This is a genomic window from Thalassobacillus pellis (assembly GCF_016908295.1).
GTDB classification, from domain to species: Bacteria; Bacillota; Bacilli; order Bacillales; family Halobacillaceae; genus Thalassobacillus; species Thalassobacillus pellis.
The window spans coordinates 812,031-832,119 of record NZ_JAFBDO010000002.1 but is presented as its reverse complement, the minus strand read 5'-3'; the positions used below and the strand labels follow the sequence as shown (position 1 = coordinate 832,119).

Genomic DNA, 20,089 nt, shown 5'->3' with positions numbered 1-20,089 from the left:
AGCGAAGAATTTATAATATCTAATAGAGGCGAGGCTGCTGAAATCAAAAAACACAGAAACTCTCCGGTTGGAAGGTTTCTGTGTTCCTGTTTAATAAACTTTATCACCATTGAAAATGGAATTCTTTACTACGACATAATCGACAGTCCGGATGGCGTCGAGCTTATTTCCGCCTGCATAGGAAATGGCTGACTGGAGATCCTGTTCCATTTCGAGCAGGGTTTCATCCAGGGAGCCTTTGTGCTCCACGTACATTCTCTTGCCTTCGACGTTTTTCTTTTCCCCTTTTTGGAATTCAGAGGCTGAGCCAAAGTATTCTTTATAAAGTTTGCCATCTTTCTCAACGGTTTCCCCTGGAGATTCCTCATGGCCGGCAAATAGAGAGCCGATCATGACCATGGTTGCACCGAAGCGGATGGATTTTGCGATATCGCCGTGGGTACGGATTCCGCCATCTGCAATAATCGGTTTGGTTGCTGCTTTCGCGCACCAGCGCAGGGCAGCCAGCTGCCAGCCGCCGGTTCCAAAACCAGTTTTGATTTTGGTGATGCATACCTTGCCTGGCCCGATGCCGACTTTCGTTGCGTCAGCGCCGGCATGCTCCAGCTCCCGAACGGCTTCCGGTGTACCGACATTACCGGCGATGACGAAGCTGTCCGGCAAGTTTTCTTTGATGTAGCGGATCATTTCGATGACAGAATTCGAATGGCCGTGGGCAATGTCGATCGTAATGAATTCGGGAGTCAGGTTCTCATCTGCCAGCTGACGCACGAAATCATATTCTTCAGGCTTGACCCCGACACTGATCGAAGCGATGAAACCACGCTCATGCATTTTTTTAATAAAGGCAGCTCGTGTTTCTGGCTCGAATCGATGCATGATATAGAAATAACCTTTTTCAGCCAGGGAGGTAGCGATATTTTCATCAATGATCGTCTGCATGTTGGCCGGGACGACAGGAAGCTTAAAGGTATACCCTCCAAGCTTGACTTTGGTATCGCATTCTGACCGACTGTTAACGACACATTTTGCAGGAATCAGTTGAATATCTTCATAATCAAACACATTATCCATGTTTTACACTCCTAAATACGAATGATTTATTAGGTTTAAATATTAATGTTCGTACATAGGTAATTTACCGTATTTGCTTGGCTTTGTCAAAGTGATTTATGTTAGGCGTTTATAATAAAAGAGCGTATTGAATTGATATCATGCTAACTGAAATTAAAATAAGATAGAAAAAAAACCCTAGGCATGCGCCCTAGGGTTCTTTTCTACTTTACCTGCAAAAATTTGTTTGTTTATAGATGTAATGGATTCGATTTGTAGAGTATAGTTATCGGGAAATAGATTTGTCGATTTAATGTGCTGGAGAAACTGTTGGGCTTTTTGACGAGTCGAGAAGATGCGTTCCTGGTTGTTAGAACAGAAAACCACCTGACACCCTTTTTCCATATTACTTACGACTCTGAATTTCATTAAATATAGCCTCAGTGTCACATTTTAAATTTATAAGATAACTCTTACCGAAGCAATTTACTATCTTATAATAATGCGACTATAATCAGCGTAACAAGAATGTAGTCTATTTAATACCCCTTTGCGAAAATTAGTGGTTAATAGACACTTTCTTTCGGGTGAATTAACAATTTAAGGGGAAATTCGGGTGCGTTTTCATGTGAAAGTGAAAATTTGCAGGAAAATATAAAACTTTATCGAAAATGTTATCCATAAATAGTGTTAATAGAAATGGGGTTTATACTGTTGTCATCAACAATCATACATAATGTAAAAGTGTTCTTTGGTGATGTGCCTAAGGATGCACTCGTTTCCATACATAATAAGCGTATTATAAGTGTGCAGCCAAGGGAAGAAATGTCACAGTGGCCAAGCGTGGACAGCAAAATCGACGGAAATGGCCAGTTGCTGATTCCAGGAATGATCGATGTCCATATCCATGGTGCAGATGGATACGACATGATGGATGGGAAAACTGAAAGCGTAGGTGCCGTTTCGAAAGCGTGCGCCCGGACGGGGTGTACATCCTTTCTTGCGACCTCCGTGTCTTCCTCGTTACAGGACTTGCTTACGATGGTTAACAAAGTTAAGCACTCACAAGGAAGAGAACCAGGCGCACGCATTGCGGGGATGCATATTGAAGGGCCGTATTTAAATGTGAAACGAAAAGGGATGCAGAAGGAAGGGCACCTCCGTCATCCGGATTTAGAAGAAATGGAAACGATTCTTAACGAAGCGGAAGGGCTGATCCGAATGGTGACGCTAGCGCCAGAACTTCCAGGTGGTATAGAGATGATTCATTTTCTGAAAACAAGGGAGATTATCCCGGCAATAGCTCATTCTGACGCTACCTATGAACAGGCGTTAGAAGCTTTCCACGAAGGGGCCACCCATGTGACCCATTGCTGTAATGGAATGAGGCCGATGCATCATCGTGATCCAGGACTTGTCATGGCCGCTTTTGAACAAGAAAAGGTAAGCGTACAGGCAATTGTTGACAATATCCATCTTCATCCGGCGATGGTCCGATTGATCCACCGCGAAAAAGGAGCAGATAAGACGGTGTTGATCACAGATGCTCTCCAGGCGATGGGGCTTGGGGACGGCACTTACACGTTCGGCGGCCATCAGGTTCAGGTCAAGAACGGAGTAGCGACATTAGCCGATGGAACGCTAGCTTCAAGCACCGTGACAATGAATGAAGCGCTGAAAAATGCAGTCGACGCGGGTATTCCGCTGCATGATGCTATCCAAATGGCGACACAGACTCCGGCAGATATTCTCGGAATGACGGAAAAAGGCAGGGTTGCTGCTGGATGCGATGCTGATTTAGTGCTATTAGATGAAAATTTCCAGGTTGTGTGGACGATGGTTGAAGGTGATGTTGTTTATAAAAGCCATGCTGATTCCCTGACTGTGAAGTAACTTTCGGAGACAGAAAACCCGAACAAATTTATGTTCGGGTTTTTCTCTGGTTGAATTTTTAAAATGCCCAATCCCCTCGGTTCAATCATTCGGACAAGTCGTATCCTCTTTCAAATGCCCGGAACGATCAATCTTAGTTTGAAGGTAATTGGCGTTATAATTGGAAATATCTCCCCAAAGTGACTTTCTGCCAGATACGGCTAATCCTGATTCTTCTAAAGCGGTGAGTTTCTTAGGATTATTCGTCAACAGAGTCACCGGGTTTGTGCGCAGTCTTTTCAGGACACGAATCGCATCACTATAGTCGCGTGCGTCATCGACAAACCCGAGACTTTCGTTGGCATCCACGGTGTCATAGCCGTTTTCCTGCAGTACATAGGCCATAGCCTTACTGAACAAGCCAATACCGCGTCCTTCATGATTTGCCAGATAAAATAAAGCACCTGATCCGTGTTCCATGATCATTTTCATCGACTGCTTCAATTGATAACCACAGTCACAACGTTTGCTTCCGAAAATATCTCCCGTATGGCAAATCGAATGCATGCGGATCAATGCGTCCTCACTATTTTCAAAATCGCCATATACCAGGACACTTGATTGCTGAAATTCCGCTAAATTAGCGGCTGATAATTTTTCTATGATCCGTTCATAATCCTCGGTAACTTCCTCGCAATTCAGCCAGCAATACCATTGGAAAACCACTGTTTCATCAAACAGCTGGACAGGCAGACGAATCGGTCCGACCAGGTAAATCGCACTTTCATCCGTTTCAATTAATTGGATTTTTTCCTTTAATACCGCAAAGGCGTTTGCGTCAATACCAGTCTTTATCATTAAAATTCCCCTTCCTTATTTTACTTGTACACTTATTTTGAACATTTAAACGAAAATCAGCGAACCCGATCATCTGGGATTTTCTGGTTCTCTCGGGGTGCCAACTCAAACTCCCCGCGAGAAACATTTATTTCCATCTGTATATCTCAACACCCCAGGAGAAACATTTATTTCCATTCCGCACACAACAAATATAGTTTCATAATATGAATATTAATTATCTATAGAGTAAATTAGGAGCTAGTCTGTCAACGTTTTATTTGGTAATATAGATATATATTTTCTATAAGAAAACTACAAAGGGTGAAGGAAATGGAAATCGGTATGAAAATACGCGCGATCCGAAACAGAAAAAAGCTGACGATTGCCCAAATGTCTGAGGGAACAGGACTCTCGAAAGGGTTTATCAGCAACGTCGAAAACAATAATACATCCCCATCGATCAATACACTCGGCACGATTGCTGAATTTTTGGGGGTGCCTTTGCCGTACTTGTTATTAGAAAAGAAGCAGCATATGCGCGTCGTGAAAAAGAAGGAAAGAGTCATTTCCTCCATGGATCAGCTCAAGGTGGCCCATCTCACTTCCAAAGGCGGGTTGAGAATGATGATCGTAGAATTTCCACCCGAAGCATCGATTGGTGAACCCCACGCTCATGAAGGGGAAGAGTGTCATCTGGTGCTGCAAGGAAAGGTTCTTGCTGAGCAGGGAGAGGACTCGGTAATTGTAGAGGAAGGCGACTCGTTCAGCTGGAATGCGAGTGTCCCTCATTACGTCAAAAATGTCGGAGAAGATAAAGCGCTTGTGTTGATATCCATTTATACGGAAACAGAGCTGAATGATGTTTTATAAAGTACGAGAGAGAAGATATAATTTTTCAGTTGCGAAAGCTTTAAATTGTCAGAAAAAAAGCGTACAATGAGTAATAATCTTTCCTGCCCTCTACTTGGAGGGTCGGTTTTTTTTACCCCACATACATTATCTAGCAAAGAAGGAGTCATGATTATGAGCAACCAGTTAACGATTGAAAAAAGCACCCACCAGCAGCCAAAGCCCGACACGGATCAGATTCCATTCGGCCGGACGTTTACAGATCACATGTTTGTCATGGATTATGAAAAAGGAACAGGATGGCATGAGCCGAGAATTGTGCCATACGAACCCTTGACACTTGATCCTGCGGCAATGATTTTCCATTACGGCCAGACGGTTTTTGAAGGATTGAAAGCTTATCGTGCGGATGATCGGATTCTTTTGTTCCGCCCGGAGAAAAATTTGGAGCGTCTGAACAGGTCGAGCGACCGTTTGAGCATCCCGCCGATTGATGAAGAGGAAGTGATGGAATATCTGAAAGAATTGATCCGACTGGAAAAAGACTGGGTTCCGTCCACTCCAGGAACTTCCTTGTATATCCGTCCGTTCATCATTTCAACAGAACCGAATCTGTCTGTAGCACCGTCCGCTACATATAAGTTGATGATTATTCTGTCTCCTGTCGGCTCTTATTTTTCCGGTGGTCTTACCCCTGTCAAAATTAATGTCGAAGATAAATACACCCGTGCCGTCAAAGGTGGAACAGGAATGGCAAAAACAGCCGGAAATTATTCCTCGGCTTATCAGGCACAGGCAAAAGCCTATGAACAAGGAAATGCGGATGTGCTCTGGCTGGATGGCATCGAAAAAAGATTCATTGAGGAAGTCGGCAGCATGAACATTTTTTTCAAAATCAACGGCGAAGTTGTGACCCCGTCCTTGTCCGGGAGTATCCTGCAAGGAATAACGCGGATGTCTGTTATTGAGCTGCTGGAAAAATGGGGCGTAACAGTCACCGAACGCCAGATTTCCATCGAAGAGCTATATCAGTTTTACGAAGAAGGCAGTCTTGAGGAAGCTTTCGGCACAGGGACTGCAGCAGTCATTTCACCGGTGGGTGAGCTGAATTGGCTCGGGAAAAAGATGGTCATCAACAACCATGAGATCGGAGAACTATCCCAGAAGCTGTACGATACAATCACCGGCATCCAGACAGGTAAGCTGGAAGATACCAACGGCTGGACCGTAGAAGTAAAATAAATTTAGTGCACAGACCCCTTATTTCAGGGGTCTTTTTTAATGGCCAGAATGACTGTGTACGGACGTAAGTTTCCAATATCTGTTTCTCCTGGGGTGGTAAAAAATGTTTCTCGCGGGGTGATAAAATTTGTAAAAATTGGTGTTGACCACATTGGTCGATTGGAATATAATGAAATCGACCAGGGTGGTCTAATGCTTGTTCCATGGAGAAAGGGTGAGCTGCCATCACGAAGAAATTTGAAAATCTAGAAGAAGAAAAAAAGCAGAAAATATTGAATGCGGCGTTTCGTGAATTCGCCGAGAATGGTTTCGAGCAGGCGTCAACGAATGCGATTGTCAAGGAAGCGGGGATCGGGAAAGGGATGCTGTTTTATTATTTTAAAAACAAACAGGGTTTGTTCTATTACCTGATTGACCACAGCCTTGATGTTGTTATTGATGAATACTTTCAGCGTATTGATGCAGATGAAGGGGATTTTATCGAAAGGTTGAACAAGGCAGCGAAGATAAAGATGGAAACTTTTCTTGCTCATCCTAATTTGTTTCGATTCGTCGGTGCGTTCATGCTGTTTGATGAAAAAGAAATCCCGGACAAATTCAAAGAAAGACTTGCGCAAATTCAGCGCTTGGGCTATGAGCTTATTTATGAAAATATTGATTACTCCTTGTTCCGAGATGATATTGATGTGAAAAAAGCATTCAACCTCATTCGCTGGTCGATGGATGGGTACCAGAATGAAATGAAAGCACGTTTAAAAGATCAGAATTTCGCCACTATTGACTTGGATCCGATTTGGGAGGAGTTCCACGAGTATTTGGAGATTTTGAAAAAAACGTTTTATGCCCAGGGGAGGGATTGAGCATGACTGTATTAAGAACATCCAATCTGACGAAACATTATGGAAAAGTGAAGGCGCTGAATGGGGTCGATATTGAGGTCAGGAAAGGGGAAGTATTCGGCTTTATAGGACCGAATGGTGCCGGTAAATCGACGACGCTCCGGATTCTCTTAGGCATCTTGAAGGCTACTAAAGGGGATGCGCAAATTTTTGGCAAAGACGTCTGGCATGATGCAGTGGAGCTTCATAAGCGAATCGCTTATGTCCCTGGGGACGTTAACCTTTGGCCGAATCTGACAGGCGGTGAGGTCATCGACTTGTTTGTGAAGATGCGCGGGGGCAGCCGGACAAAGAAGCGGGAGGAATTGATTCACAAGTTCCAATTTGATCCCTCCAAAAAATGCCGTTCCTATTCAAAAGGGAACAGGCAGAAAGTCGCGTTGATTGCTGCTTTCTCATCGGATGCTGACCTGTATATCCTCGATGAACCGACATCAGGGCTGGATCCATTAATGGAGCGCGTTTTCCAGGAATGTGTCATGGAAGTAAAACAGGAAGGGAAAAGCGTGCTCCTATCGAGTCATATTTTATCGGAAGTGGAGCGGCTTTGTGACAGGGTGGCGATCATCCGTGAAGGAAAAATCATTGAAACAGGCTCGTTAGCGGAAATGCGGCATTTGACCCGGACTACTTTAAATGTGGAAACGAAAGAACCTATGCCAGACCTTACTGGGCATGATGGAGTCCATAACGTTGAAGAAAAAGAAGGTGCCTACGTATTTCAAGTCGATTCGGAAAAATTGGATGAGGTCATTGCCTATATCAGCAGCTTCGGGGTCGTAAAAATAGAAAGTGCACCGCCGACATTGGAAGACTTGTTCATGCGCCATTATGAAGGAACAGGAGCGGGAGGTGTCGTCTGATGATTAGACATTTGTATGCCAATACAGGACTGCTGTCCAGGCTGGTGCTCCGTCAGGACCGGGTGAGACTGCCAATCTGGCTGTTAGCCTTGATCGGTGCAACACTTCTGGTTGTTAATGCATTCGCAACGTTATATTCTTCCCAGCCCAAACGTCAGTCAATGGCAGATACGATGATGAATCCAGCCATGACGGCTATGGTTGGACCTGCCTATGGAATAGAAAATTATACAATCGGTGCCATGCTTGCCCACCAAATGCTGCTGTTTACAGCAGTGGTTGTCGGCATAATGAATATATTGCTCATCACGAGGCATACCCGGGCGGAAGAAGAGGATGGCCGGGTGGAGCTCGTCCGGGCACTTCCCTCAGGTAAGCTTTCCAATGTGACTGCAGCCATAACGGTAATTTCCGGAGCGAATGTGCTGTTAGGGCTGCTGACTGCATTAGGACTGATTGCGATGGGTGTAGACAGTATCGGAGTGGAAGGGTCGTTTTTATACGGTCTGTCCCTTAGTGCAACAGGGATCTTTTTTGCCGGATTGACTGCTGTTTTTGCACAGTTGTGTGAGACTGCTCGCAGTGCCATCGGCTGGTCGATGGCGGTCCTGCTTATCGCCTACATGACTCGCGCGATTGGAGATGTCAGCAGTGAAGCATTATCCTGGACTTCTCCGTTTGGCTGGATTGTCCGTACAGAAACGTTTGTCAATAATATATGGGGACCGGTCCTGCTCACATTTGGAGCCGGAGTAGTCCTGATCGGTCTTACCTTTTATTTGAATAGTATCCGTGATGTAGAGGCTGGTTTCTTACCTTCCAAACCGGGTCGGAAGAAGGCATCCCCGCTTCTGCTTAGCCGGATAGGATTGCCTTTCAGACTTCAGCGTACGGCGCTTATTTCATGGGCGGTCGGCATGCTGGTGCTTGGGGCATCCTATGGATCAGTTCTCGGAGATTTAGAATCCTATTTCTCGGAAATCGAAATCATGCAGGAAATGCTTGCTCAAGTTAAAGGCGTATCCATGACGGAGCAATTTTTAACCATGCTGATGGCTGTACTAGCCATGATCAGCACGATCTTCCCAATGATGGCGGTGTTGAAGCTTAAAGGGGAAGAAAATAAGGGGCGGACGGAGCATGTGCTTGGCCGGGCAATTTCCCGGAATCGTCTTTTAGGAAGCTATTTAGTGTTAGCCGTTTTCTTCAGCTTCCTGATGGTTTCCCTTTCCGCCATCGGACTTGGAGGCGCTGGAATTTCCGTTATGGAAGACGGCCTTAGTTTCAGCACCTTCTACAATTCCGCCGTGGTTTATTTGCCAGCGATGTGGGTGATGCTCAGTGTCTGCGTGCTAATCATCGGTTGGGCTCCGCGTTTATCCGGTCTTGCCTGGCTGTATCTCATCTATTCTTTCATCGTTGTTTATCTGGGCAGTTTGTTCCAGTTTGAAGAATGGGTGGAAAAACTGACTCCATTCGGCCATATCCCAGATATGCCTGTCGAAGATGTTTCCTGGCCAGTGCTAGCTGCCCTTACGGCAATAGCAGTCGTAGTAACTACCATTGGCTTCATCGGATATAACAAACGAGACATCCACGGCTGATCACCCCGTGAGAACCAGATAATGGGAAAATAAAGAGCACCCCAGGAGAACCAGAAAATAACATATTTGCAAAAAAGGTATTGATGTTTTATTAAATAGGGGTATAATAGTTTGAAATACTTGAAAATCGATGATAAAGAGAGTAATTTCTTGCGGAAGCAGAAGCGAGTCAGGGGTGGTGGAAGCCTGATGCCGAGCAAGAGATGAACCGGACTTTGGAGATGCTTTTCCGAATAGAGTAGGAAAAGCCGGGGGTGACCTCGTTAGCAATGTTTGAGTGGTTTTACGATAAACAATTAGAGTGGTACCGCGAGAAAATCGAACTCTCGTCTCTTTTCCTAAAGAGGCGGGAGTTTTTTCATACTTTAAGAAAGTTTAACTTTAAGTATAAGTAAAACTAAGGCTTTCGCCAGAAGGACTTGGCGACAACCCAAGTTTTTCTAAATGGAGGGATAGTATGGATTATCAAATGGAATTTGCAGCTTTATTGGAAAAGGAACTTCATGAACACTCTCAGCAGGACATCTCAAAAATGATCGAAAAACCCCGTTATGATCAACAGGGAGATCTTGCTTTTCCGTGTTTTACGCTTGCTAAAATATACCGGAAATCGCCTGCAGCAATAGCGGAAGGGCTCGCTGGAAGAATCCAATCTTCCCACTTTGTAAAAGCAGAAGCTGTAAACGGCTATATCAACGTTTTTATCAATAAAACAGAAGCAGCTGCTAATGTTATCGCTGCGATTCTTAGAGAAGGAGGCGAATACGGAAAATCGGATATAGCTAAAGGAAGTGTCATAACGATTGATCTTTCCTCCCCGAACATCGCCAAGCCTTTTTCGATGGGGCATCTTCGCTCCACGGTCATCGGCAATTCTCTATCTTTGATAGCTGAAAAGTGCGGTTATCGCACGGTTAAGATCAATCATATCGGCGATTGGGGAACACAGTTTGGTAAATTGATTGTAGCCTATAAAAAATGGGGAGAAGAGGAGAAAGTCAGAGCAAATCCGATCAAGGAACTGCTTAACCTGTATGTCCGTTTTCACAAAGAAGCAGAAATACATCCTGAACTCAATGATGAGGGCAGGGAGTGGTTCAAGAAGCTCGAAAATGGTGAGGAAGAAGCACTAGAGTTATGGCATTGGTTCAAAGAGGAATCCTTGAAAGAGTTTGCTAAAGTCTATGAACTCCTTGGCATTTCGTTTAATTCCAATCATGGAGAAGCTTTTTATAACGATAAAATGGAGCAGGTCGCCGATGAATTGAAGGAAAAAGGGCTACTTCAGGAATCGGAGGGAGCACAAATTGTCCCACTTGGCGAGGATATGCCGCCATGCCTGATCAAAAAAAAGGATGGTACGACATTATACGCGACAAGGGATTTAGCAGCAGCAATCTACCGACAGAAAACGTACGGTTTTACGAAATCTTTATATGTGGTGGGTGCAGAGCAGACGGTCCATTTCAAGCAGCTGTTTGCCGTGCTGGAAAAAATGGGTTACCCGTGGCATAAGGGGATGACTCATGTGCCGTTTGGGATGATGCTAAAAGGTAATAAAAAAATGTCGACCCGTAAAGGAAAAGTGGTCCTTTTGGAAGAAGTGATTAAAGAGGCGATTATGCTTGCTGAGGAAAACATAACTGAGAAGAACCCTGATCTCGCAAATAAAAAGGAGGTTGCCCGCCAAGTCGGAACTGGCGCGGTCATTTTTCATGATTTAAAGAATTATCGTATGAACGATATCGAATTTTCCTTAACGGATATGCTTCGTTTTGAAGGCGAGACAGGACCGTACGTGCAGTATACCCATGCACGTGCTTCCTCGCTGCTCAAAAAAGGAAATTTCACCCATACTCCGGAACCATTTGTGAACGGTGAAGATGCCAACTGGCCACTGATTAAAAGCTTGGCGGCATTCCCGGAAGTCATCACACATGCGTTTGAAAAAAATGACCCTTCCCAGGTCGCCAAATATGTCCTCGAGCTGGCGAAAAAGTTCAACAAATATTACGCTGAGGTTCGCATTTTAGCAGATGACCCTTGTAAACAATCCCGTTTAACTTTGGTTGCAACAGTGAAAACAGTACTGGAAGAGGGGCTGCGCCTATTGGGAATCGCTGCGCCGGAGGAAATGTAGGATAACTTTTAAAATTATGGAGGAGGCGTGGTTAATGGACATTCGAATCAGAGATACCCATGTCATCAACGTCATCCAACTGAAAAAGCTGTACGAAGACGTCGGCTGGTCGGCTTATACAGAAGACATGCCAAGGTTAGAAAGAGGAATAAACAATTCCCTGAAAGTACTGTCCGCCTGGCACAACCAGGATCTGATCGGCTTGATCAGGGTGATTGGGGACGGTGAAACGATCATTTACATTCAGGATATCCTGGTGCAGGAGAAATACCAGAATAATGGAATCGGCTCCTTGCTGCTCGATGAAGTACTCAGCATATACAACGGCGTCCGCCAGATTGTCCTGCTTACGGATGATTCCGAATCCGTCCGCGCTTTCTATGAAAAACACGACTTCAAATCCTGCGATCAAGGCGATTTAGTCGCCTTCGTAAAATTAACCAACCTCCCCCGGTAATGAGCTTGCATAAATCAACCTTCATCCCGGGAGAACCAGATTTTAGGAGATAATCAACTCCTCCCCGGGAGAACCAGTTATTGACAGTTATCTTCTACACCCCAGGAGAACCAGATATTAACTGGTGACACGGTTCCTACGCGCACCCCAGGAGAACCAGATATTAGCAGTTGCTGCTGCATCAAACGGTGGCTGAAGAATACCTTTAAGAATAAATGAATTTTTGTAGGAGTGATCCAGATGAGCAATAAAAAGATTAGAGTTGGTATTATATTCGGTGGAAAGTCAGCAGAGCACGAGGTTTCGCTGCAATCAGCAAAAAATATTGTCGATGCCATTGATAAGGATACATATGAGGTCACCTTAATTGGAATCGATAAACAAGGGAAGTGGCATTTGAACAATACTTCTCAATACCTGATAAATGAGGAAGATCCTAAGCTGATTGCTTTAAATAAAACCAATCAGCACATTGCAGTTGTTCCTGGTACGGAGGAAGATCAGCTGGTGAAGCTTGATCAGGCACAGGCACTGGAACAGCTCGACGTCATTTTTCCGATTCTTCACGGCACCCTCGGCGAGGATGGGAGCATGCAAGGTATGCTTCGACTCGCCAACATCCCGTATGTCGGCGCGAACGTGCTTGGATCCGCTGTCTGTATGGATAAAGACATTGCCAAAAAGCTGTTGAAGGCAGCCGGTTTGAATGTGGCGAAATCGCTGACCTGTAAGTCCGGTGATACTGTATCTTTTCACGATGTGAAAAATAAGCTTGGAATTCCATTTTTCATCAAACCAGCGAGCCAGGGTTCTTCTGTCGGTGTTAGCAAGGTTTATGAAGAAAGCGATTTTGAAAAAGCACTATCCGATGCGTTTGCCTACGACAATAAAGTGCTGATTGAAGAAAATATCGATGGGCGTGAAATTGAATGTTCCGTGCTTGGCAATGAAGATCCGATCGCTTCCATGCCAGGAGAAATCCTGCCCCAAGGTGATTTTTATTCCTATGAAACCAAGTACATCGATGAAAGCGGAGCGATTTTAGAAATTCCTGCCAAAGTTTCGGAAGAAGAAGTGGACCTTATTCAGCGCACCGCCGTCCAGGTTTTCAAAGAACTGGAGTGTGAAGGGATGGCAAGGGTCGATTTCTTTATGAAAAAAGATGGTTCCCTGGTCGTCAACGAAGTGAACACATTACCGGGCTTTACGAAAATCAGCATGTATCCAAAGCTGTGGGAAATCAGCGGTATTTCCTATCCTGAGTTAATTCATCGCCTAATCAGTCTCGGCATTGAACGACACGAGCGCGACTCCAAATTGAAAAACACAGTAGAGTAATATGAGCCTGCCCTAATCCTGTTTAGGGCAGATTTTTTTATGGAAAAAGAAATATGCTCGTTCAATGGTTGTTTATGCTCGCCAAGAAGCAATTTGCGATCTCGGAGCGACAGTTTATGCTCGCCGGTCCTTATTTTATGATCGCCAAGCCATGCTTTATGTTCGTTCAAATTTACCATAATTAATGTACATGGATTCCGCAGCAGAAACTATGTGTGTACAGCAGCAAAAACGTTGCCATAGTGAGAAACTGCGTTTTTGCACTTACCATGAACACGCGTGAGCATAAACGCGTGTTCATCCAGCACCTTAATTCAAAAATTCCCACAGGCTCGTGGAATCTCTTTTCCTTTTAAGTGTTTGCTTATTACTTCTCGCATTTTGGAAAATAAATAAAAATAAACATCCCCCTTAAATACCCTAAGGGGGAAAAGAGTTAGGACATCTGCCCGTTATTTTTATTTGGCGCATCGTTGTAAGGGTCTTCGCTACCTTCCGTTTTGTCATCATGAGGCACGTGGGCCTGAGGAAACTGCCTCGGCATTCCTTCATGAAGGTTGCGGTTTTCAAATGTGCTGTTGCTGTAATATTGCTGGCCATCTTTCCATGGGGTATCTTTATTTTCAACCGGGACTTCCTTTCCTTTTTCTGCTCCGAACGGTCCTTCTGGGAACTCTTCTGCCGTCAGAAAATTACGCTGTGTTTCAACGTTGGAAAAGTCGGTATACTTCTGGTTTTTCTTTGCCATTCGTATGTTCACTCCTTTTAAGCTGCTTCATACGATCTTTATTATTTTGCGATGTCATGTGCTTGACCATACACAGCTTTAAGAAAAGGAAATATTTATCTTATGTATAGTTTGTCTTCCGTTACAAAAGATAAGTAAGTACAGGAGGTGTTTTTCATGGAGCATATGAAATTATTGGCAATCAAGTTTGTCATGACGCTCGCTGTCCTTCTTGTAATTTTAGGACTGGGTTACGACATGGCATTCAGAAACGTGTTTCTCATCACTGTTGTACTGGGGCTCTTATCATACGTAATCGGGGACAGAATGATATTGCCAAGAACCAACAATACAATGGCGAGCGTGGCAGACTTTGGTCTTGCGTTCGTAGTGATTTACTTTATGGGAGATGCGCTGACATTTGGAGGAGATCTGTTCACCGCAACAATTATTTCTTCTGCGGCTGTCACGATTGCAGAATATTTCTTCCATAAGAAAGTTGCTTCTACATTTGATGATGAACATGTAGAGAGAGGCGCCCGTAATATGGAAGTCAGTACGGAAACCTCTGAAGAATTATTCCCTTACGATGAAAACGATAAGAATGACGAATCCTAAAGTGAAAGCCCCCTTTGCAGAAGGGGCTTTTTTGTGTCTGGAAATTATAAAAATGAAATCCTTCTACAGAGGTCCCCTTCAGCTCCGTCACGCCGAGGCTTGGCTTAAGCTTGTCGGGGTGAGCAAGGTGCTTGCTCTCTTGTTCTTACGATTTTCCGTTTGCTTCCAGTTAAAAAAAGGAATGGAACAAGAAAAAGGAGGAGATAACCATGTTTCGATTCATACCAAGCCAGTACACATCTACCATTGCATTGGAAGTGACAGGGAAAATTACCGGGGAAGATGCAGCTAGACTTGATGAACATGTGAAAAACAATTTTCACTCCGACGAAAAATTCAATTTACTTGCCCATTATAACGACATAGAAGGAACGACTGTCAGGGGATTGATTGACGGGACGAAATTTGATGCGAAACGCTGGGAACAATTTGATAAATTTGCAGTTATCAGTGAACATGACTGGATGGACACCGCTGCTAAAGCAGGTGACAAGCTGCCCGGAATCCAGATGAGGCACTTTCATAAAGACGAAATCGACAAAGCATGGAGCTGGCTCAGTGAATGAGCTAGCCCATGCTTATGGTTTTTATCGGCCAAAAGAGTGCTCGACAAGATGGAGCATAATGAAACAATATATCTGCTGGCGTTAGTTGATGTTGACTAATCGGAAAAAGTTGACAGGCATGAATTTCAGCACGGGCTTCCGTGATTTTCCAGGGAAGGTGGTGGATCCCTCCATAAAACAACCTTCCTTTAATCCTTGAGTATAAATAGTATCTTTCCAAAAGCCAGAATGGAAGACTGTCCTGTTCAGGTGAAAAAGGTTTTGAAGAAGGTTGATAGCTTCCTTGGAAAACTGCCTCTTCCTTCGACCACCTGTCACTTTTAAAAGTGAAAGCTCCACCTTGGTTTTTCATTGTCATTTTCGCAGGAAAGTAAGGCAAAGTAGCAAACCTGGCACCGATGACTGCCATCAGCTTATCTGCATCCAGGCTGAAAAAATAGATCCCGGGGATACCATTTTTAATCACGTACGTCCTGACATTCAATTCGAGATAAGATTTCAGCCCCGGTATCGAAGGAAGCATTCGTAAACGCATATCACTGACCTGGAAAGGAATGATGGTAACCCAGGCCTGCTTGTGATAAGTATCAATTTCAAGTCCGTCCGGTACATAAGCGGATAACCATTCCTTTGATACAGGAACGTGCATAAACAAAAGATGCTTCCACTCCTGGGTCATTACCCAAGAACCTTTGGGTAGCGGAGTTGTCCGGTGATTTGTTGTTTGCAGGATTTCTTTGTACATGGAAGTGTGCCTCCTTATCCAGACAAAAAGAATGACCCCAGATTTCATCTGAGGCCATCCGTTCTTTTTTAGCTTGTACTTATTACGATACTTTTACCCAATATGCCGCTTCGTTGCTGGAAGGGGATGGTGGGAACGATTCGTCTTTTTCCACACGTACTTCCGTGTTGTCGTTACTGGAATCTCCACCGTTGACAAGACTATCTACCTTATACGTACCGGTTTCTGGTGCCTTTTCACCTGTCTTATAAGTTTTATCAGCCATGTTACTCCACCTCCATATAATATTGAGAAAAGATACTCTCTCTTTTCTCAAAGGTACGCTTCCCCGGGAGAAACAGAAATAAACATTTAAGTTATATATTTACATTATTGTAATATTATTGAAACCCCTAAATATGCGTACATCAATAGCCCACACGCGTGCCAGCCAAAGATGCACGCGTACATCAATAGCCCACACGCGTGCCAGCCAGATAAACTCGCGTACACATGAGCAGAACTCGCGTGCCTACCGAGACAGAAAACCCGCATCCCAGCAAAGAGAATTCCCCACGTAAACCGTGAGGAACAAAAATCCCACGGCTTCAATAAGCCGCGGGTTCTCATTTAATTACCCACCATAAGCCTCGATAACTTCTGCCACTTCCTCAAGATCGACTCCTTTTACTTGTTTACGTTCTCCAACCTGGAAGGACTGTCTTCCAGAATGCCCGACAGTAACATTACCGTTTTGCAGCATCCATTTGATGGCGCTCAACTCTTGTAAAACTGCCTGGTTGACGCCCGATGTACTGCCAGGCTTGAAATAGTGCTCTAATGCTGATAATAGCAGATGGATGAGTGTGTTGTTTTCCGCGTGGTAGGCTAGTTGTTCCTGTATTTTCTCAGAAACGACTCTGGCATCGCCGGTTTTGATATCGATATATTCCTCAGGGAGTGTGATAGCCACTTTATTTACATAATCGGTGTAGGTCTCTTCCATCATGTTCACCCTTCGGAAGCGACAAGGCCATTTGCTTCTTCTTCATGCTGTCTTTTTATCTGGTTCATTTTTGCAAGAATCAATAGGCCGATGACGTTCAATTTCTCTAAATTTTCCGGGAAGGTGAGCTCGATAGGACGCCCTCGTTCCCGCCATTTCACAGCAGCTTCCTGGATTTGTTTTTGGGCCAGCTTGGCTGCGCCTCCGACAGCGATATACCGTGCAGCCCCTTTGATTTCGTTCGAACTGCTGCGGACCCGGTCAAAAAGCTCCAAGTATTTGATCGCCATCGATCGCAGCTGTGGTGTGACATATTTGCTGATGTCTTTTCGAACTCCAGCGAAAGGTTCCACATACCATTCTGATTGCCCAGCGGCTAATTTTTCTTCAAGCTCTGAGCGGGAATCGAATTTGTACAGTTCATTTTTGCTGACCTTCTGAATGATGATGTCGAGAAATTGGTTGATGCCAAAAGGCTCTCCCTCGACAGAAGCGACTGGTTTATTGTTTTTGATCCCTACGAAATCGACCGAATCGCCGCCCAGGTCGCCGATGATGATCCCTTTTTTTGTGTCTTTGACTAAGGCGTCATCCTTAATTTCTAATGTATCGATATCACGTGTCATACCAAGATACGCACAGGCTCCTTCAGCTCCGATAATGACATCGTGTATTTTCAGCTTGATGGTGACTTCCTTCGGTTCAGCATGGCCTGGTACTTTATGGAAAATGATTGTGTGGGTACCTGTAAGACAGTCCCTCAAACGCCCCTTTCTCCGTTTGAACTGGGTGGTCGGAAGGGAAACCGCCAGCTGATCAATTTCGTAGTTTATTTCCGTGTCGTCCGGATTACCTAACATCGCGTGGTAAGCGGCGATTCCAAATAACAGGATGTAAGTCCGGTCTTCATCGACTTTTTGGTTATTGAACGAAGTCAGACTGACATTCCGCTGCCGGGCAGCTGCTTTTCCGGCATAATAGATCTCCCGTTTGTCTACAATTGCCTGGCTTTTTACTTCCACAATCAAATTTTCTTCCAGTTCCACATCTTCTTCCTCATAAGGCAATTCGTAAAATTCTTCGTCAAACAGCGCAATAGCGTTCGGCATCTGGTATTCGCTCAGAACCCCATCGTCCGAGGCAAGCACTTTATACCAACTATTGCCGATATCAACCGCCAGATAATTTTGTCTACCCATTTTATCTGCCTCCTCTGTAGAATCCTATGCAACAGGGAGGCAGACCTGTGCAAGTACCCAGTCTATTTTTTTTGCCTGGCTATGCTGGTCCATTCTCGTACCAAAATCCACGTATGTACTGCCTCATTCATCTATTCCATCTATGTTCCTGTGCATAGGATAAAGTGTACCTGAAATATAAAGGAGGATTATTCAATGAAAAAAGACAATAAATGCGTAGATGTGAACCAGTCCGCTTCGGTGGAACAATGTACAAACGTCGACGCAGATCCGGTGTTGACTCCGGCGAACCCAGAACTGATTGCAAGGCTTCCAGTTACATTGGCTGAGTTGACAGTCAATAGCAGCACGTCAGTGAACATTCATTTTCCTGATCCGGTGTTGGAAATCAAGGACATCAAAAAACGGGTGAAAATCGTTCAGTGCCGGCTGTTGCTTCCTGGGGTAGCAGAAGGAGAAGATCCTTTCGTTGCGGGTGACTATCAGCTCTTCCTGAAAGGGTTCATCCGTAAAAACATCCAGTATGCTACACCGACATATGACTCATCGGGAAGCTGCGTATCTTCTAAATTACGCTCGCTGACTGTTGATGTACCTTTCGAATGTGTGACAACTGTTTTGGAAGGAAGCTTCATCCAGCCGCCTCAATTACCAGTCACCAATTCACGTAATGAATTCGACTTCTTTCGTGCACAGAACTTAGGGCATGGATTCCCGGAAAAAGACCAGCTGCTCTCAAGCGACCTTTCCCAGTTCCATCAAGACAGTACACAGTTCTATAATCAATTCCCGTATTGTGAAATCATTTCCAGTGATATGACGGAATATGATGAAGCTATTGATCGTCAGCCGCTACCAGGCAACGCACCTTTTGAAGAAGGTTACTTCGAGGAAATTATCCAAAAGACTTTCCTGCAGTTTACCATCAAAATATTGCAAAACCAGCAAGTACGAATCGCAGCTTTATAAGCTGTCAATACTTCATCCAACTCTTATTGCTGATGAAGCATCTACAGGGCACTATCTCTTCCACTGCCGTTAGTGTAAGTGGAGGTAGTGCTTTTTCTATGTAATAAATTATTCTACATGGCTTAGAATGGTGACACAGAAGGTTTGCAGAAGGAAGCACCTTGAAAATTGCATGCTTGTATCTGGGCGTTTGCCTATACATAGGAGAGAAGCCTACATAGGATGGAACATCTTGAATTTGGGAGGGCCACGAATGTCAGATTTTAAAAAATGCCATGACCACCATGACCACCATGACCACCATGACCACCATGAATGTAAAGATCACCATGATCACCACAAGGTGTGCGAACACAAGCCCCATGTCTGTATCGGAAAAATTGTCACCAAGGTGCCGGTGGTGCTGGCAGAATTAAGCATCCAGGTCGATATGGATGCAGAAATAAATTTCCCGGAGCCGGTACTGGAGATAAAAGATATTAAAAAACGGGTGAAAATCACCCAATGCCGCTTGTTGCTGCCGACCAACAAATTGTTCATAAAAGGTTTCGTTCGTAAAAACATTCAATACGCGAGCCCGAGTACGGACATAGAAAACAACACATCTTCCTCGATAGCTTCAGATTTGCATTCCTACACGGTAGACATACCATTTGAAACGGTAACAGAAATCAAAAAGTATATTTCGAAGCCTGTCATGCCGAAAGTGAACAACCGGGAAGAATTCGACTTTTTCGTTTCAAGGCCGTTGCCGTCAGGATTCCCGGAAAAGGATGAGGTGCTGACGAGTGATCTCTCTCAGTTCCATCAGGAAAGCAAGCAATTTTATAATGAGCTTCCTTATTGCGAATTGATTTCCAGTAAAATCATTGAATGGGATGAAGCAATCGACAGGCAGCCATTACCGGGGCAGTCCCCAATTGATGAAGGCTACTTTACCACGATGGTCGAAAAGATGGTGCTTGATTTCACCGTCAAGGTACTTCAGGAACAGCAGTTACGGGTAGCTTCTACGACAAATGATGATGACTTGTTTTGACCGAATGAATTAATCCGTTTGTACCAGAGTTGGAGGAGGTGAACGGGGAACGGCGCTAGATAGCAGCTATTTCCCACGAATATG

General features: G+C 44.4%; 21 protein-coding genes and 1 other annotated feature. Of the genes, 14 read left to right on the top strand and 7 right to left on the bottom strand.

Annotation, left to right across the window (positions count from 1 at the left end; translation table 11 throughout):
- Nucleotides 1-90 precede the first annotated feature (90 nt).
- On the bottom strand, nt 91-1,074 hold the full coding sequence (guaC, locus tag JOC33_RS10050; protein ID WP_205092345.1) for a GMP reductase: 984 nt from the start codon (nt 1,072-1,074) through the stop codon (nt 91-93).
- A gap of 693 nt (nt 1,075-1,767) precedes the next feature.
- On the opposite strand from guaC, the gene nagA reads away from it, so the two are divergent.
- The gene (gene nagA / locus JOC33_RS10045) at nt 1,768-2,946 is read left to right on the top strand and encodes an N-acetylglucosamine-6-phosphate deacetylase (RefSeq protein ID WP_239534079.1); all 1,179 of its coding nucleotides are present in this window, start codon (nt 1,768-1,770) and stop codon (nt 2,944-2,946) included.
- 81 nt (nt 2,947-3,027) lie between these two features.
- On the opposite strand, the gene JOC33_RS10040 is transcribed toward nagA, so the two are convergent.
- A complete protein-coding gene (locus tag JOC33_RS10040; RefSeq protein ID WP_205092343.1) occupies nt 3,028-3,783 on the bottom strand; it encodes a GTP cyclohydrolase II in 756 nt (251 codons plus the stop codon).
- 312 nt (nt 3,784-4,095) lie between these two features.
- Here JOC33_RS10040 and JOC33_RS10035 point away from each other — a divergent pair, with 312 nt between their 5' ends.
- From JOC33_RS10035 to ddlA, 9 genes are all read left to right on the top strand, one after another.
- Nucleotides 4,096-4,635, top strand: a complete 540-nt coding sequence (locus JOC33_RS10035; protein ID WP_205092342.1) for a helix-turn-helix domain-containing protein — start codon at nt 4,096-4,098, stop codon at nt 4,633-4,635.
- Between the two features lie 153 nt (nt 4,636-4,788).
- Complete coding sequence (locus JOC33_RS10030) at nt 4,789-5,856, top strand: branched-chain amino acid aminotransferase (protein ID WP_205092341.1); 1,068 nt, start codon at nt 4,789-4,791, stop codon at nt 5,854-5,856.
- Between the two features lie 39 nt (nt 5,857-5,895).
- On the top strand, nt 5,896-6,105 hold the full coding sequence (locus JOC33_RS10025; protein WP_205092340.1) for a hypothetical protein: 210 nt from the start codon (nt 5,896-5,898) through the stop codon (nt 6,103-6,105).
- 23 nt (nt 6,106-6,128) lie between these two features.
- Nucleotides 6,129-6,716, top strand: a complete 588-nt coding sequence (locus JOC33_RS10020; protein WP_239534078.1) for a TetR/AcrR family transcriptional regulator — start codon at nt 6,129-6,131, stop codon at nt 6,714-6,716.
- A 2-nt stretch (nt 6,717-6,718) separates the two neighbouring features.
- The gene (locus JOC33_RS10015) at nt 6,719-7,618 is read left to right on the top strand and encodes an ABC transporter ATP-binding protein (RefSeq protein ID WP_205092339.1); all 900 of its coding nucleotides are present in this window, start codon (nt 6,719-6,721) and stop codon (nt 7,616-7,618) included.
- Complete coding sequence (locus tag JOC33_RS10010; protein WP_205092338.1) at nt 7,618-9,222, top strand: ABC transporter permease; 1,605 nt, start codon at nt 7,618-7,620, stop codon at nt 9,220-9,222. The genes JOC33_RS10015 and JOC33_RS10010 overlap by 1 nt, the downstream gene beginning before the upstream one ends.
- Before the next feature lie 121 nt (nt 9,223-9,343).
- Nucleotides 9,344-9,559: a binding site (T-box leader), on the top strand.
- A 120-nt stretch (nt 9,560-9,679) separates the two neighbouring features.
- Nucleotides 9,680-11,362, top strand: a complete 1,683-nt coding sequence (gene argS, locus JOC33_RS10005; RefSeq protein ID WP_205092337.1) for an arginine--tRNA ligase — start codon at nt 9,680-9,682, stop codon at nt 11,360-11,362.
- 34 nt (nt 11,363-11,396) lie between these two features.
- Nucleotides 11,397-11,819 carry a GNAT family N-acetyltransferase gene (locus JOC33_RS10000; RefSeq protein WP_205092336.1) on the top strand — a complete coding sequence of 141 codons (423 nt, stop codon included), beginning with the start codon at nt 11,397-11,399 and terminating at the stop codon, nt 11,817-11,819.
- Between the two features lie 240 nt (nt 11,820-12,059).
- A complete protein-coding gene (gene ddlA / locus JOC33_RS09995) occupies nt 12,060-13,157 on the top strand; it encodes a D-alanine--D-alanine ligase (RefSeq protein WP_205092335.1) in 1,098 nt (365 codons plus the stop codon).
- Between the two features lie 436 nt (nt 13,158-13,593).
- Here ddlA and JOC33_RS09990 read toward each other — a convergent pair whose 3' ends face one another.
- Entirely contained in the window at nt 13,594-13,905 is a 312-nt protein-coding gene (locus JOC33_RS09990) for a hypothetical protein (RefSeq protein ID WP_205092334.1), read from the bottom strand.
- A 156-nt stretch (nt 13,906-14,061) separates the two neighbouring features.
- Between JOC33_RS09990 and JOC33_RS09985 the strand changes: the two genes are divergently transcribed.
- Both JOC33_RS09985 and JOC33_RS09980 read left to right on the top strand, forming a co-directional pair.
- Complete coding sequence (locus JOC33_RS09985; RefSeq protein WP_205092333.1) at nt 14,062-14,502, top strand: YndM family protein; 441 nt, start codon at nt 14,062-14,064, stop codon at nt 14,500-14,502.
- A 209-nt stretch (nt 14,503-14,711) separates the two neighbouring features.
- Entirely contained in the window at nt 14,712-15,068 is a 357-nt protein-coding gene (locus JOC33_RS09980; RefSeq protein WP_205092332.1) for a SpoIIAA family protein, read from the top strand.
- Nucleotide 15,069: 1 nt separating this feature from the next.
- On the opposite strand, the gene JOC33_RS09975 is transcribed toward JOC33_RS09980, so the two are convergent.
- From JOC33_RS09975 to JOC33_RS09960, 4 genes are all read right to left on the bottom strand, one after another.
- On the bottom strand, nt 15,070-15,813 hold the full coding sequence (locus JOC33_RS09975; protein ID WP_205092331.1) for a YqjF family protein: 744 nt from the start codon (nt 15,811-15,813) through the stop codon (nt 15,070-15,072).
- A gap of 82 nt (nt 15,814-15,895) precedes the next feature.
- Nucleotides 15,896-16,078, bottom strand: coding sequence for a YjzC family protein (locus tag JOC33_RS09970; RefSeq protein WP_205092330.1), 183 nt, complete (start codon nt 16,076-16,078; stop codon nt 15,896-15,898).
- 348 nt (nt 16,079-16,426) lie between these two features.
- Nucleotides 16,427-16,801 (bottom strand): hypothetical protein, encoded by a 375-nt coding sequence (locus JOC33_RS09965; protein WP_239534077.1) that lies wholly within the window; start codon nt 16,799-16,801, stop codon nt 16,427-16,429.
- 2 nt (nt 16,802-16,803) lie between these two features.
- The gene (locus JOC33_RS09960) at nt 16,804-17,997 is read right to left on the bottom strand and encodes a ParM/StbA family protein (protein WP_205092328.1); all 1,194 of its coding nucleotides are present in this window, start codon (nt 17,995-17,997) and stop codon (nt 16,804-16,806) included.
- Nucleotides 17,998-18,192: 195 nt separating this feature from the next.
- On the opposite strand from JOC33_RS09960, the gene JOC33_RS09955 reads away from it, so the two are divergent.
- On the top strand, nt 18,193-18,966 hold the full coding sequence (locus JOC33_RS09955; RefSeq protein WP_205092327.1) for a CsxC family protein: 774 nt from the start codon (nt 18,193-18,195) through the stop codon (nt 18,964-18,966).
- A gap of 253 nt (nt 18,967-19,219) precedes the next feature.
- Complete coding sequence (locus JOC33_RS09950) at nt 19,220-20,005, top strand: CsxC family protein (RefSeq protein WP_205092326.1); 786 nt, start codon at nt 19,220-19,222, stop codon at nt 20,003-20,005.
- Nucleotides 20,006-20,089: the final 84 nt, after the last annotated feature.

What these genes read in the sequence shown, in the direction of transcription:
- guaC (WP_205092345.1), bottom strand. Translation starts at nt 1,074, where the DNA reads ATGGATAATGTGTTTGATTATGAAGATATTCAACTGATTCCTGCAAAA.
- JOC33_RS10040 (WP_205092343.1), bottom strand. Translation starts at nt 3,783, where the DNA reads ATGATAAAGACTGGTATTGACGCAAACGCCTTTGCGGTATTAAAGGAA.
- JOC33_RS10035 (WP_205092342.1), top strand. Translation starts at nt 4,096, where the DNA reads ATGGAAATCGGTATGAAAATACGCGCGATCCGAAACAGAAAAAAGCTG.
- JOC33_RS10030 (WP_205092341.1), top strand. Translation starts at nt 4,789, where the DNA reads ATGAGCAACCAGTTAACGATTGAAAAAAGCACCCACCAGCAGCCAAAG.
- JOC33_RS10025 (WP_205092340.1), top strand. Translation starts at nt 5,896, where the DNA reads ATGGCCAGAATGACTGTGTACGGACGTAAGTTTCCAATATCTGTTTCT.
- JOC33_RS10015 (WP_205092339.1), top strand. Translation starts at nt 6,719, where the DNA reads ATGACTGTATTAAGAACATCCAATCTGACGAAACATTATGGAAAAGTG.
- JOC33_RS10010 (WP_205092338.1), top strand. Translation starts at nt 7,618, where the DNA reads ATGATTAGACATTTGTATGCCAATACAGGACTGCTGTCCAGGCTGGTG.
- argS (WP_205092337.1), top strand. Translation starts at nt 9,680, where the DNA reads ATGGATTATCAAATGGAATTTGCAGCTTTATTGGAAAAGGAACTTCAT.
- JOC33_RS10000 (WP_205092336.1), top strand. Translation starts at nt 11,397, where the DNA reads ATGGACATTCGAATCAGAGATACCCATGTCATCAACGTCATCCAACTG.
- ddlA (WP_205092335.1), top strand. Translation starts at nt 12,060, where the DNA reads ATGAGCAATAAAAAGATTAGAGTTGGTATTATATTCGGTGGAAAGTCA.
- JOC33_RS09990 (WP_205092334.1), bottom strand. Translation starts at nt 13,905, where the DNA reads ATGGCAAAGAAAAACCAGAAGTATACCGACTTTTCCAACGTTGAAACA.
- JOC33_RS09985 (WP_205092333.1), top strand. Translation starts at nt 14,062, where the DNA reads ATGGAGCATATGAAATTATTGGCAATCAAGTTTGTCATGACGCTCGCT.
- JOC33_RS09980 (WP_205092332.1), top strand. Translation starts at nt 14,712, where the DNA reads ATGTTTCGATTCATACCAAGCCAGTACACATCTACCATTGCATTGGAA.
- JOC33_RS09975 (WP_205092331.1), bottom strand. Translation starts at nt 15,813, where the DNA reads ATGTACAAAGAAATCCTGCAAACAACAAATCACCGGACAACTCCGCTA.
- JOC33_RS09970 (WP_205092330.1), bottom strand. Translation starts at nt 16,078, where the DNA reads ATGGCTGATAAAACTTATAAGACAGGTGAAAAGGCACCAGAAACCGGT.
- JOC33_RS09965 (WP_239534077.1), bottom strand. Translation starts at nt 16,801, where the DNA reads ATGATGGAAGAGACCTACACCGATTATGTAAATAAAGTGGCTATCACA.
- JOC33_RS09960 (WP_205092328.1), bottom strand. Translation starts at nt 17,997, where the DNA reads ATGGGTAGACAAAATTATCTGGCGGTTGATATCGGCAATAGTTGGTAT.
- JOC33_RS09955 (WP_205092327.1), top strand. Translation starts at nt 18,193, where the DNA reads ATGAAAAAAGACAATAAATGCGTAGATGTGAACCAGTCCGCTTCGGTG.
- JOC33_RS09950 (WP_205092326.1), top strand. Translation starts at nt 19,220, where the DNA reads ATGTCAGATTTTAAAAAATGCCATGACCACCATGACCACCATGACCAC.